General features: G+C 70.0%; 7 protein-coding genes and 1 pseudogene. 2 read left to right on the forward strand and 6 right to left on the reverse strand.

Features of this window, described 5'->3' with window-relative positions; genetic code table 11:
* Positions 1-34: 34 nt before the first annotated feature.
* Together KUA19_RS24730 and KUA19_RS24735 are read right to left on the reverse strand one after the other, a co-directional pair.
* Positions 35-1,387, reverse strand: a complete 1,353-nt coding sequence (locus tag KUA19_RS24730) for a tetratricopeptide repeat protein (RefSeq protein ID WP_217399486.1) — start codon at positions 1,385-1,387, stop codon at positions 35-37.
* Between the two features lie 68 nt (positions 1,388-1,455).
* Complete coding sequence (locus KUA19_RS24735; RefSeq protein WP_217399488.1) at positions 1,456-2,250, reverse strand: IucA/IucC family C-terminal-domain containing protein; 795 nt, start codon at positions 2,248-2,250, stop codon at positions 1,456-1,458.
* A 301-nt stretch (positions 2,251-2,551) separates the two neighbouring features.
* Here KUA19_RS24735 and KUA19_RS24740 point away from each other — a divergent pair.
* A pseudogene (locus tag KUA19_RS24740) lies at positions 2,552-3,505 on the forward strand (helix-turn-helix domain-containing protein); the annotation flags it as partial.
* Between the two features lie 52 nt (positions 3,506-3,557).
* On the opposite strand, the gene KUA19_RS24745 reads toward KUA19_RS24740, so the two are convergent.
* Positions 3,558-4,670: a globin domain-containing protein gene (locus KUA19_RS24745; RefSeq protein ID WP_217399492.1), complete on the reverse strand. Its 1,113-nt coding sequence runs from the start codon at positions 4,668-4,670 to the stop codon at positions 3,558-3,560.
* Between the two features lie 62 nt (positions 4,671-4,732).
* Here KUA19_RS24745 and KUA19_RS24750 point away from each other — a divergent pair, with 62 nt between their 5' ends.
* Positions 4,733-5,530, forward strand: a complete 798-nt coding sequence (locus KUA19_RS24750; protein ID WP_217399494.1) for a CPBP family intramembrane glutamic endopeptidase — start codon at positions 4,733-4,735, stop codon at positions 5,528-5,530.
* Positions 5,531-5,587: 57 nt separating this feature from the next.
* Here the strand turns inward: KUA19_RS24750 and KUA19_RS24755 are convergent, their stop codons facing one another.
* From KUA19_RS24755 to KUA19_RS24765, 3 genes are all read right to left on the reverse strand, one after another.
* Positions 5,588-7,918: a carboxypeptidase-like regulatory domain-containing protein gene (locus KUA19_RS24755; RefSeq protein WP_217399495.1), complete on the reverse strand. Its 2,331-nt coding sequence runs from the start codon at positions 7,916-7,918 to the stop codon at positions 5,588-5,590.
* Positions 7,919-8,100: 182 nt separating this feature from the next.
* Positions 8,101-10,428, reverse strand: a complete 2,328-nt coding sequence (locus tag KUA19_RS24760) for a carboxypeptidase regulatory-like domain-containing protein (RefSeq protein ID WP_217399496.1) — start codon at positions 10,426-10,428, stop codon at positions 8,101-8,103.
* 153 nt (positions 10,429-10,581) lie between these two features.
* Positions 10,582-12,888 (reverse strand): carboxypeptidase-like regulatory domain-containing protein, encoded by a 2,307-nt coding sequence (locus KUA19_RS24765; protein ID WP_217399497.1) that lies wholly within the window; start codon positions 12,886-12,888, stop codon positions 10,582-10,584.
* Positions 12,889-12,958: the final 70 nt, after the last annotated feature.

The following is a 12,958-nucleotide window of genomic DNA, read 5'->3' on the forward strand; positions in this document are numbered from 1 at the left end:
AGATCTTCCTGACCGACCCTGTCGTCCGGAACCGCTATCCGCCGTAGCGCTGCAGCCATTGCCGACTCAGTTCAGTCTCGGCATGGTCGGCGCCCAGGACGCGGGTGCGGTCGGCGATGATCTGGCGGAACAGGCGTACCGCCTCGGCCCGGTCGCCGCTCTCCCCGACGTAGTGCGCGAGGTTGTGCCGCGCGAGCAGGGTGCTGGGGTGGTCGGCGCCCTGGAGGCGGGTGCGGTCGACGACGAGCGCGCGGAACAGGCGTACCGCCTCGGCCGGGTTGCCGCTCTCCCCGATGTTGTACGCGAGGTTGTTGCGGGAGAGCAGGGTATGGGGATGGTCGGCGCCCAGGACGCGGGTGCGGTCGGCGACGAGTTTACGGAACAGGCGGACCGCCTCGGCGCGGTTGCCGCCCTCGCCGGTGTTGTGTGCGAGGTTGTGCCGGGCGAGCAGGGTGTCGATGTGGTCGGCGCCCAGGACGCGGGTGCGGTCGGCGACGACGTCGCGGAGTAGGCGCACGGCCTCGGCCCGGTTGCCGCCCTCGCCGGTGTTGTGCCCGAGCTCGTGGCGGGAGAGCAGGGTGTCGGGATGGTCGGCGCCCAGGGCGCGGGTGCGGTCGGCGACGATCTCGCGGAACAGGCGCACCGCCTCGGCCCGGTTGCCACCCTCCCCGACGTAGTACGCGAGGTTGTTGCGGGAGACCAGGGTGTGGGGGTGGTCGGCGCCCAGCACGCGGGCGCGGTCGGCGACGACGTCGCGGAACAGGCGCACCGCCTCGGCCGGGTTGCCGCCCTCCCCGATGCTGTACGCGAGTTCGTGCCGGGCGAGCAGGGTGTCGGGGTGGTCGGCGCCCAGGAGCCGGATGCGGCCGGCGACGACGTGGCGCAGCAGATCCGTGGCCCCGGCGTAGTCGCCCCGCTGGTACGCCCTGACGGCGTCGTTGTACTGGCGGGTGAGGGTCGCGGCGTCGACAGGCGGACCCATCGGGGCGGTCGGGGCGGTCGGGGCGGTGTTCCGGCCGCTGCGCAAGCGGGTGGTGAACCCGGGCGTCGGCATCCGGTCGCCGGTGACGTCCTCGAACTGCAGATTCGCCAGCCGGAAGAACCGCTCCCCGCCCAGCAGCAGCGGGAAGATCGGCTTGCCGCGTAGTTCGGCCTGGTCGATCTCCCGGTCCACCCACACCGACTCGTTCGAGGCGGGGCTCATCACCACGACGAACGCCGTGCACGAGTCGATCTGCTGCTGGATGACCATGGCCCACCGGTCGCCGGTGATGATCTGCCGGTCGAACCACACCTCGACCCCGGCGGCGGTGAGATGCGCGGCCAGTTTCGTGACGTAGGCGCTGTCGGTGGCGTGGCTGTAACTGATGAACACATGACCGGACACCCCCAGCAAACTACCGACCGCTGTCGATCTCGCAACATCGGCCGGGGCCCGGAAGTGCTCGCGACCGGTCAGCGCAGGCAGCAGCCGCCGCAGACCTTCGGCTGCGGCAGGGTGAACGCCAGGCAGCAGGTGCGGCGGTGTACGCCAGGCTCGCCGGTGGGGCCGGGGACGAGGTCGACCAGCTCGTCGAGTTCGAGCGCGGTCAGGACCGTCCCGGCGGCTTCGGTGATCGAGCCGGGCACGTCCGGTCCACCGCGGACCAGCGCGTACGCGATGCCGGAGGCGACCGAGCCGAGCAGCGTGCGCCGACCGACCTTCACGTGCTCGCGGATGCGCTCCGACAGCGGGTCGAGATGCTGGTCGAGCAGGCTGGTGCGCAGCGTCTTGAGCAGCAGCGACTCGTCGCCGACGACGGTGACGCCGGGGTGGCCGGTGTGGGCCAGCGGGTCGTCGGGCAGCACGGCGAGCTGCACGCCGCGCAGGCCGACCTGGACCAGGGCCTCGCCGGGCTCGCCGCTGAAGCGCACCAACACGTTGTCGGCGGAGACCAGCGGCACGCGCCGGGCGACGGCCCAGCTGAGCACGGCGGGCATGGCGACCCAGTAGCTGTAGGACTTCCACGAAAGAGTGGCAGCGGCGTGCGGTGCGGCGCCCCAGCGGCGGTGCGCGGTGGCGAACAGCGCGGGTAGGGCGGCTCCGCCGGTGAGAGCGGTGGCAGGCGTCCAACCAGGCATGCCGTTGACGATGAGGGGTTCGGGCAGGCCGTGCACCGCTTCGTCACCGAGACGGTTGCGGATGGAGCGGAGTGTGACGGTCAGTGGCCGTAGGGCGTCAGTCAGGTCGTACGGCGTGAGCGTGCGCACCCCTTCCTCACCGGCCCCTTCCTGCACTTAGTCACAGTCGCTGATAACCCGGCAACTGTACCTTGATAAGGCTAGGCTAACCAGACCCCATGCCAGTTTACGTTATTTCATTTACCGTGTGTGACCTCTGGCATAGTTCAGGGCGCTCCCACGCCCGATGGTCGCTTGGCAAGCTGTCAAGGCTTTTGTCGCGTAATCAGCACTTCTCGTTAGTTGATCCTCAAGCCGCGAAGAATGAGGATTCACGACGAACCGAGGAGGGGGCGAGGTGTGGCATGACCGAGCGCACCGTGGTCGGGTCATGAGCGTTTCGCCGGTGGAACGTGCCGTGGAGGCCTTCGCGACCGAGCTCAGCCGGTGGCGGATCGACCGCGGTATGACCAAGAAGCAGCTTGCCAGCCGGATGGGCTTCGATCCCTCGTACATCAGCCACATCGAGGGCCGAAGACACAGGCCCACCGAGGACTTCGCACGCCGGGCCGAAGCGGTGCTCAACGCCGGTGGCGCGATCTGGCGCCGATTCCAGGAGTACGAAGAGGCCCGTCAGGCCCGCGGCCCGTCCACCCTGCTCACCCGTGAGCCGACCGTCCCCACCCAGTGGCTGCCCCCGGGCACCGGCCTGGTGGTGGAGTTGGAGGAGGCTCAGCTCACCTACGACGACGGCTCGTACCAGGTCGTCGTGCGTCGTGCCCTCTACAACGCGGGCAACGAGCCGGTCACGCGTTATCTCATCCGGGTGGCCGTCGACCGGTACCCGGGCCAGCCGCAGCGTTCCAACGACCACCACCGGACCCACCCGCTGTCCCTCGAGGAGCTGGGCCTGGTCGCCTTCTGCGGCGACCCGGGCACGGCCGAGCCGATGGTGTGGCGGGCCAAGCAGGACCGGGACGCGTTCAAGGAGATCTGGCTGCTGTTCGAGAACGCCGACGGCCGCTTTCCGCTCTACCCCGGGGAGCGGACCACGGTCGAGTACCGCTACCACGTCGACGAGTTGAAGTGGGGCAGCTGGTTCGAGCGGGCGGTCCGGCTGCCCACCCGGCGGCTGGTGGTGCAGATGCGCTTCCCGGCCGGGCTCGACCCGCAGGTGTGGGGGGTGGAGACGTCGATGGCGGCCGAGGAGGCGCCGTTGCGCACCCCGATCGTGCGCGAGCAGGAAGGGGACCGGGCGGTGTTCACCTGGCGCACCGAGGACCCGTCCCTGAACGCGCGATTCCAGCTCCAGTGGCGGTTCCGGGCGGTCGCCTCGGCGCCACCGGCCCTGGTGCCCTGACCTGACGGAGGCGCCGCGGCCACTGCGGCCGCGGCGCTCAGACGTCGCTGAAGGCGTCGTACCGGACCCGGGTCTGCGGCACCTGCAGCTGCGTGAGCGTCCGCAGGGTGCCCCGGACCATGTTCGGCGAACCGCAGACGAAGAAGTCGTGCTCGAGCCACGGCCCGAACCGGGACAGCGCGTCGGAGATCGAGCCCTCCTCGCCGCCCCAACCCGGATCGTCGCTGCACACCGGCACGATCGACAGCCACGGGTACGCCGACGCGAGCTGCTGCAGTGACGCCAGGTCATACAGGTCGTCGCGGTCGCGGGCGCCGAAGAAGATGTGCACCCAGCGGGTGCGGTTGAAGGTGGTCAGCTCCTCCAGCAGCGCCTTGATCGGCGACAGGCCGGTGCCGCCCGCGACGAAGACGATGTCTCGGGTGGAGCGACGGTCCAGCACCATGGTGCCCATCGGCGAGGCCAGTCGCAGCATGTCGCCGACCTTGGTCCGGCGCACCAGCGCGCCCGACACCCAGCCCGCGCCCAGCGCCCGCACGTGGAAGTCCATCGTCCCGTCGGTGCGCGGCGCGTTGGCCACCGAGTACGTCCGCCACACCCGCGGGTGGTGCTGCGGGCACTCCACGGACAGATACTGCCCGGCCCGGTACTCGAGCTGCTGCAGCGGCCGCACCGTGAACACGGCGATGTCGCGGCTGCGCCGCTCGTGCGCCACCACCTCGGCGTGCCACCACGCCGGGTTGCTGTCGGCGGCGGCCCCGGCCAGCATCTTGCGGGCGATCACGTCGTACGCGTCGCGCCAGGCCTGCTCGTACTCGAAGGTCCACTCGTCGCGGGCGAAGGCGCGCAGCGCCTCCAGCAGGGCGGCGCCGACGACCTCGTACTGCTCCGGCTGCACCTGGAACTTGCGGTGGTCGCGGCCGAGCGAGCGCAGGTACTCGTCGAACCGGTCCGGGTCGTCGACGGTCTGTACGGCGCTGACGATGGCACCGAGCAGACGCGCCCGCTGCACGTCCATCGTCACCGGGAACATCTCTCGTACGCTCGGGTGGTTCAGGAAGATCCGAGCGTAGAAGTACCCGGCCAGCTTGTCCTGCTGCTCCTCGACGAGAGTCCAGCTCTCTTTCAACAGCCGCTGAAGGTCACTCACGTTCGAACGATGTCAACAACGAGCGATCGGCCATCGCACAGACTGTGCGACCCTGTTGTGTCATGGCTGCTGAAGAGCTCGACTGGGGGAGTCCCCGCCCCACCCGCACCATCCTGGGCCACGAGGTGCTACTGCTGCTCGGCGTCTCGCTGGGCTACTCCGCCATCCGATCCGTGCTGTCACTCATCGACAAACTCACGGTTCATGTGCCGCTGAACCAGCAGGCGGCCGAGCTGAACACGGCCGTCACCCCGGACCGCCCCTGGCTGGATCTGACCATCCAACTGACCCGGATCGCGTTCGGCGTGGTTCCGGCGCTGTTCGCGATCCATCTGCTCAACCGGGGACCGGGCCTGGGCGGCAGGCTCGGCGCGCCCGAGATCCTCGGGTACGCCCGACGGCGGCCCGCCTTCGACCTCGGCGGCGGCGCCCTGCTCGCGGCGGCGATCGGCATCCCCGGCCTCGGCCTCTACCTGGCCGCCAAGGCGCTCGGGTTCAACGCCACCGTGGTCGCCTCCGGGCTGGGCGAGGTGTGGTGGGCGGTGCCGGTGCTGGTCCTGGCCGCGGTGGAGAACGCGGTGCTGGAGGAGGTGGTCGTGGTCGGCTACCTGCTGACCCGGCTGCGCCAGCTCGGCTGGAGCACCGGGACGGCGATCGCCACCAGCGCGGTGCTGCGCGGGTCGTACCACCTCTACCAGGGATTCGGGGCGTTCGTGGGGAACGCGATCATGGGGGTGGTGTTCGCGCTGGTGTATCTGCGGTGGCGCCGCATCGGGCCGCTGATCGTGGCGCACACGCTGCTCGACATCGTGTCCTTCGTCGGATACGCCCTGCTGGCCGACCACCTGAAGTGGCTCTAGCCGGTACACGAAGCGGGGCGGTGCGTGTGTCGCACCGCCCCGCTCCACGTCACCCTGTCAGTTGTACGGGTAGACGATGACCTTCTCGCCGGTGGTCGGGATGGACACCTGCTTGGCGGTGCTGAAACTCGTCCCGCCGTACCAGCCGTGGCCGGGTTCGCCGCCCTCCAGGTGCAGCCGGACCGTGCCGCCTCCCATGACGCGGTACACGGCCTGGCCGCCGGCCTGCGGCACCCAGATCCGCCCGACCAGGTCGCCGTTGCTGGTGTATGCCGCGGCGAAGTAGTCGGCGGGCGATCCGGTGGCCGTCACCTTCAGCACCGTGCCCAGCTGCAGCTGCTGGTCGAAGGTGGTGGTCTGTCCGGCCACCACCGGCACCAGCGTGGCGCTCTGCCGCTTGTACGCCGCGCCGCTCCACTGCCAGGCGTGCGAGTCGGTGATGAAGTCCAGCGGCCACGAGTACGGCCCCAGGAAGTCGATCGTGTACCGACCCTGTGCGTCGATGTCCACGCTGCCCCGGCTGACGTCGCCGACGATGGGCGCGGAGACCGCGACGTGGCCGCTGGTCACCGGGTTGCCGTCGGCTCCGGTGACGACACCGGTGATGGTGCCCTTGCGGTCCAGGTAGATCTTGTGGATGTACTTCGCCTGGCCGGCCGTCACGGTGACGTCCCGGGCCTGGGCCTGGTCGCCGGTGCCGCCGGTGAGGCCGACCCACTGCGCCCCGTAGGGCGAGCCCTGACCGGGCAGCGCGAAGACCTGGTACGTGCCGGCCGTGACGGCGGTCAGCGTGACCACCCCGTCCGGGCCGCTCTCGGCCCCGCAACCCTCGGACAGGTGGAACTTGACCCGGGTCTGGGTGGACAGGCACACGCCCGCCACCGGCGCCCCGGTCGCCGCGTCGACGACCTTCGCCTGGATCGAGGCGTACGGCACCAGGCTGACCTCGATCTCGGCCTGTCCGGGCAGCACGTTCACCGGTCCGACATTCTCGTTCGGCTGGTAGCCCTCGGCGTAGAGGTTCAGCCTCCAGTAGCCGACCGGCAGGTCGGACAGCACGGCGGCGCCGTTGCGCTCCTCCGCCCAGAAAGCACCGGCCTGGACCGAGAATCCCGCGACCGGCGCGCCGGTCACCGAGTTCTTCGCGGTGACCCGGATGCTCCCGGTGGCCAGCTTCGTGTCGTTCACGACCAGGTTCTGGCCCGCCAGGACGGTGACCGGGTCCGCGTCCTCGGCCGCGACCTTGCCGTACGCGTACTGGCTGACCGTGTGCGCCCAGTCGTAGAAGTACACGGTGTACTCGCCGGCCAGCATCGGGTTGGTCTGCCAGTAGCCGTCGGTGTCGGAGTCGGCCTGGTACTGGCCGCCGTAGGCGTCGGTGAACTGCGCATAGACGTTCGCGATCCCGTTACCGGCCGAGTCGGTGAACCGGCCGCTGGCCGTGCCTGTGGGCAGCAGCGTCTCGTTCACAGTGATCACATCGGTGCCGGTGATCGTGAAGATCTGGCCCTGCGACTCCACCCGCTTGCCGGGCACGTACTGGTTGATCTCGTTGCCTTCCTCGCCGAACGGGATGACCACCCGGTAGGCGCCGGGGAAGGCATCCATCCGGTACCGGCCGTCGGCGTCGGCGTAGGCGAACGTGACGTTGTAGCCTCCGGACGCGGTGATGAGTTCCACGACCTTGTCGGCCGCCGGGGTTCCGTCGGCGCGCACGAGGCGACCCGTGATCGCGCCACGGCCCACCTGCGTCTCGTTCACGGTGGTGGTCTGGCCGGCGGTCACCTGGAACGTCTGCGCCAGCGCGGAATCCACCTGGCCGGGAGCGTACTGCTGCTGCTCGTCGGTCCAGAAAGACACTTGGTAGCCGCCGGCGAAGGCGTCGAGGCTGAACTCGCCGTTCGCGTCGGTGGTGAGGTCGTAGTTGTAGTGGCTGTAGGTGCGTGGAATCACCGACACGCGCCGGTTCGGCAGCGGATTGCCCGCCGCGTCGGTGAACCGTCCGGCGATCGTGCCGACCGGGAGTAGAACCTCGTCCACGGTGACAGTCCCACCGGCGGTGACGGTGTACGTGGTCGCGCTGTCGTAGTCGGCGGTCTGGTGGGCGTACTGCTCGGGACGCCCGGCCCCGTAGAAGCTCACCCGGTAGTCGATGCCTGCGGGCAGGTCGGTGATCTCGTAGCGACCGTCCGAGCCGGTCACGGCCGCCCCCCAGCCCCAGCCTTGGGCGCTGACGGTGATGCCGGATGCGGGCAGGCCGTTCGCGGTTACCTGACCCTTGATCGTGCCGGTGTCGGGGTCGGCGTGTGCCGGAGTCGTCAAGCCGATGACGGCGACGGTGACGGCGAGCAACGTCGTGGCGACCCGGCGCAGAGTGTGACTGCGCATGCGTCCTTCGGTTGTGAGGAGTTGGACAAGCACGCACAGAGATCTGAAAGTGCGACAGACCCCCGTGGTCGCGCACACGATATCGGGCCGGGGCCACCTCGCGCGGCCCCGTTTCGATCCGCTGAGATGCGAACGGGGGCGGTGCGTCGCGCACCGCCCCCGACATCTCCTGATCAAGCGGGTCAGCTGTACGGGTAGACGACGACCTTCTCACCCGAGGTCGGGATGGACACCGGCTTGGCGGTGTTGAAATCCGTCCCGCCGTACCAGCCGTGGTCGAAACCGGTGCCCTCGTAGTGCAGCCGGACCTGGCCGCCGCCCAGCACCCGGAACGAGACCTGGGCACCGTCCTGCGGCACCCACTCGTAGCCGGCCATGTCGCCGTTGCTGCTGGTGTAGGCCGCGTTGTAGCCGCCGGCCGGGGAGCCGGTGACGGTGACCTTCAGCAGCGTGCCCAACTGCAACTGCTGGTCGAACGTGGTGCTCTGCCCGGCCGTGACCGGGATCAGCGTCGCGTTCTGGCGCCGGTAGGCCGCGCCGCTCCACTGCCAGGCGTGCGTGCTGGTCTGGAAGAACAACGGCCACGAGTACGGACCGAGCAGGCTCAGCGTGTACCGGCCGTCGGCGTCGATGTTGGCGCCGCCCGCACTGCCCTCCCAGGTCACCGGGGTGACGATGGAGACCCTGCCGCTCGTCACCGGGGTGCCGTCGGCGCCGGTGACGACACCGGTGATGGTGCCCTTGCGGTCAAGGTAGATCTTGTGGATGTCCTTGGCCTGGCCGGCCGTCACGGTGACGTCCCGGGCCTGGGCCTGGTCGCCGGTGCCGCCGTTGAGGCCGACCCACTGCGCCCCGTAGACCGAGTTGCGATCCGGCAGCGCGAAGATCTGGTACGTGCCCGCCGCGACCGAGTCGAGCACGACCTCGCCGTCGGCGCCGCTCGCGGCCGGGCAGCTCCTGATCAGCCGGAACTGGGTGCGCGTCTGGGTGAACAGGCATACGCCCGCCACCGGCTCGCCCGTTGCCGCGTCCACCACCTTCGCCCGGATCGACGCGTTCGGCACCAGCGTGACCTCGAGCGTGGCCTGCTGCCCGGCGACGACGGTCACCGGACCGGCCTTGTCGATCATCTGGTAGCCCTGGGCGTACACGCGCGGGTACCAGGTGCCGACCGGCAGGTCGGGCAGGACCGCGGCGCCGTTGGCCTCATCGGCGAAAGCACCGCCGACCTGCACCGTGAAGCCGCTGACCGGGGCGCCGGTGATGGCGTCCCGGGCGGTCACCCGCAGGCCGGACGTGGCCAGCTTCGTGTCGTCGACGACCAGGTTCTGGTCGGCCACCACGGTGAAGCGGGTCGCGTCCGCGATGTCGATCTTGCTGTACGCGTACTGATCGACGGTCGCGTGGTCGTAGAAATGCACGGTGAACTGACCCGGCAGCAGCGTGCTGATCTGCCACGTCCCGTCGTCACGAGTGGTGGCCTGGTAGTAGCGGCCGTACTCGTCGTTGAACGACACGTCGACGTTCGGGACGCCGTTGCCCGCGGCGTCGGTGAAGCGGCCGCTGGCCGAGCCCGTGGCCAGCATCGTCTCGTTCACCGTGGTCACGGAGTCCGCGGCCACCGTGAACACCTGTGCCTCGGATTCCAGCCGCTTGCCGGGCACGTACTGGTTGATCTCGGTGGCTTCCCCGGTGATCTCGATGGCGATCTTGTAGCTGCCGGGCATGACGTCGATCCGGTACTGCCCGTCGGCGTCGGTGTAACCGAAGGCACCCGGCCCCCCGCTCGTGGACATCAGGTTCACGGCCGCGTCGGGGTACGGCGTGCCGTCCGCGCGGACGACGCGGCCCGCGACGGCGCTCTGGAGCATCGCCGTGGCGTCGACGGTGACCGTCTGACCGGACCCCACCGGGTAGATCTGCGCCTGCGCCCAGCTCAGCGTCGCCGGGGCCCACTGCCGCTGGGTGCCGAGCTCGAAGGCGACCTTGAAGTTGCCGGTGGGCACGACGACGGAGTAATAGCCGTCGGCGTCCGTGGTGCCGACGTATGACCAGGCCTCAGGGTCAGACCACGCCGCGACCATGATGCCGGCCAGACCGTTGCCCGCAGGGTCGGTGAACCGGCCCGCGACGATGCCCGTGTCGATGAGTGTGTCGTTCACCGTGGTGGTGCCGCCGGCGGTCACGGTGAACTGCGTCGCGTTGTCGGTGGTCGCACTGTGGTAGGCGTACTGGGTCGGCCCTCCCGGTGGGGTCAGGAAGACCGTGTAGTAGTCGCCCGCGGGTAGGCCGGTGATCTCGTAGCGACCGTCCGAGCCGGTCAGGGCCGAGCCGAAGCCGGGGCCGACGACCTGCACTTCCGCATTGACGACCGGTTGGCCGTCGTCGGTGATCTGGCCGGAGATGGTGCCGGTGCCGGGTTCGGCGTGCGCGGGCGTGACCAGTCCCATGGCGGCGACGGTCACGGCGAGCAGCGTCATCCCGAACCGGCGCAGGTTGATTCTGCGCATGCGTCCTTCAGGGGTGAGGAGATGGGGAGCACGCACAGGGGTGTTCCGCCCCCGTGGTGCCGTCACGATAGCGGCGCGGTACGACTGCGCGCTGTCCTATAACGCGACTCGGGGGACGGCACAGTGCCGTCCCCCGAGTGAATCCACCAGACTTCAGTCGAGCACGTACACCTTGGACGCGGTGTTCGGAACAGACAGGACGGTGGCGTGGTCCCGGTCGGCGCCGCCGTACCAGTGCCAGCCGGTGCTGTCGTCCCAGCGGACCTTCACCTTCTGCGGGCCGAGCACCCGGAAGGTGGCGCCCTCGGCGTCGCTGACCCAGGCCCAGCCGCCCCCGGCGACGTCACCGGTGACCGCGTTCTCCATCACGATGAAACCGCTGTACAGCACACCGGGGATCTGCACCGTGACCTCGGTGCCGGGGGCCATCCGGTAGCCGTACCGGGTGGTCTTGCCGGATTGCACCTTGACCGTCGTCGCGTCCAGGCGGTTGCCCACCCGTCCGCTCCACTGCGGCGCGTGGTCCTGTGCCTTGAACAGCAGCGGCCACTGGTACGGCCCCAGCCAGTCGATCCGGTACGTGCCGTCCTCGGCGATCGCCTCGCCGCCGTAGCCGCCGCCGACGTTGAAGCCCTCGTCGACCACGCGTACCGAGCCGTACTCGAGGGGCTGTCCGGTGGTGCTGGTGACCTTGCCGGTGATGGTGCCCGCCCGGTCCAGCCGGATCGGTGCCACGGTCTTCGTCTGGCCCGCCACCAGGGTGAAGGTCTTCGCCTCCTGCGGCAGGCCGGTGCCGCCGTTTGGGCCGACCCACTGCGCGCCCAGCCCGTTGTGCTCGATCGGCAGGGCGAACAGCTGGTACTTGCCCGCGCTGAGCCGCAGCTCGATCTGGCCCGAGGCGTCGGTGCGCTCGCAGCCGTCGCCGAGCGCCACCTGCTTGGGCCTGACCGGGAAGACGCAGACGTCGGCCACCGGGCGCCCGGTCCGGCGGTCGAGCACCTTCGTCCGCAGCTTCGCGTACGGGTACAGCACCACCTCCACCGTGCTGTTCTGCCCGGCGGTGACCGTCGCGGTGAAATCACCGCCGGTGTAGCCCTCCACGTAGACCCAACCGGGGTAGGCACCGATACGTACGTCTTCCACCACCGCCGAGCCGGTGGTGGTGGAGAACGACCGACCGGCCACGTCACCGCTGAACTCGGTCAGCGGCGAGCCGGTGAGTCCGTCGCGGACGCTGATCGTGAGGCTGCCGGTCGGCAGCCGCACGTCGTCGGCGGTCGCCGTCACGCCGTTGGTCACGGCGATCCGGTCCGCCTCGGCGAAGGTGGTCTTGCCGCGGTAGAACTGCTGGTTGCCGGAAGGCTCCTGGAACTGCAGCACGAAGCTGCCCGCGGGCACCTCCGGGAGGCTGTAGGAGCCGTCCGACCCGGTGCTGCCCCAGATGGGCAGCTGGTCGCCGCTGGAGGCGAAGACGCTGAGCGAGACGTCGGCGACGCCCTGCCCGTTCGCGTCGGTGTAGCGGCCCGCGATCGAGCCGGTGCCCAGCAGCTGCTGGTCGATGGTGGTGACCGCGCCCGCGGCCACCGAGAAGGTGCCCGCGTCCTGCTCGGTCCACACGTTCGGGTACCACTGCTCCAGCCCGGAGGGGCGGCGCAGCCGCAGTCGCCAGTCGCCCGCGAAGACGAGGTCGGCCCGATACTCGCCGTTCTCGTCCGTGGTGACCGGCCAGGCTCCCGAGGCGCCATCGGTGGCGACGACGTCCACGGTGATTCCGGCGGCCGGGGTGCCGTCGGCGGCGGTGATTCGACCCGCGACACTGCCGGTGGGCAGCAGCGTGTCGTTCACCGTGACCGTCTGACCGGCGGCCACCTCGATCAGGGCCGAGCCCGCCTCGGTGCGCGAGCCATAAGCCCACTGGTCGCCGCCGCGTTCCACCATGAAGTGGACCCGGTAGGTGCCGGGGAAGACACCCAGGGTGAAGTTGCCGTCGGAGGCCCAGGCCCACGAGTTGAGCCCGTCGTCGGAGCGGGCCTCGACCGACACGGCCACGCCGTTGCCGTCGCCGTCGGCCAACCGGCCGCTGATGGTGCCGTACGGCAGCAGCGAATCGTCGACGGTGGTGGTGGCACCCGCCGTCACCGGGATCAGGGCCGCCTGGCCCCAGTCGGTGGCACCGTACGCCAGTTGGGTCGGGTGACCCGAGGCGGAGAACTCGACCTGATAGTCCCCGGGGGGCAGGTCGGTGATGCTGTAGGCGCCGGTGGCGTCGGTCTGCGCCGAGTTCGAGCCCGCCCCGATGGCGTAGACCAGCGCGTTCACGACCGGTACGCCCTGGTAGGTGAGGTGTCCTGCGATGGTGCCGGTGTCGGGTTCGGCGTGCGCGGCGGTGCTCACGGCGGCAGTGGCCATGATCACAGAGAGCGTCGCGAACCCGAGTCGGCGCAGGTTGGATCTGCGCATGCGTCCCTCGGATCGTGAGAGGAAGGGATGGGTTTGCACACACAGGGAAAGATCCCCCGATGCGCGACAC

Origin of the sequence: Catellatospora tritici (assembly GCF_019083965.1) — a bacterium.
GTDB lineage: Bacteria > Actinomycetota > Actinomycetes > Mycobacteriales > Micromonosporaceae > Catellatospora > Catellatospora tritici.

Coding starts and splice junctions, on each gene's coding strand:
- KUA19_RS24765 (WP_217399497.1), bottom strand. CDS start 12,888: ATGCGCAGATCCAACCTGCGCCGACTCGGGTTCGCGACGCTCTCTGTG.
- KUA19_RS24755 (WP_217399495.1), bottom strand. CDS start 7,918: ATGCGCAGTCACACTCTGCGCCGGGTCGCCACGACGTTGCTCGCCGTC.
- KUA19_RS24760 (WP_217399496.1), bottom strand. CDS start 10,428: ATGCGCAGAATCAACCTGCGCCGGTTCGGGATGACGCTGCTCGCCGTG.
- KUA19_RS24750 (WP_217399494.1), top strand. CDS start 4,733: ATGGCTGCTGAAGAGCTCGACTGGGGGAGTCCCCGCCCCACCCGCACC.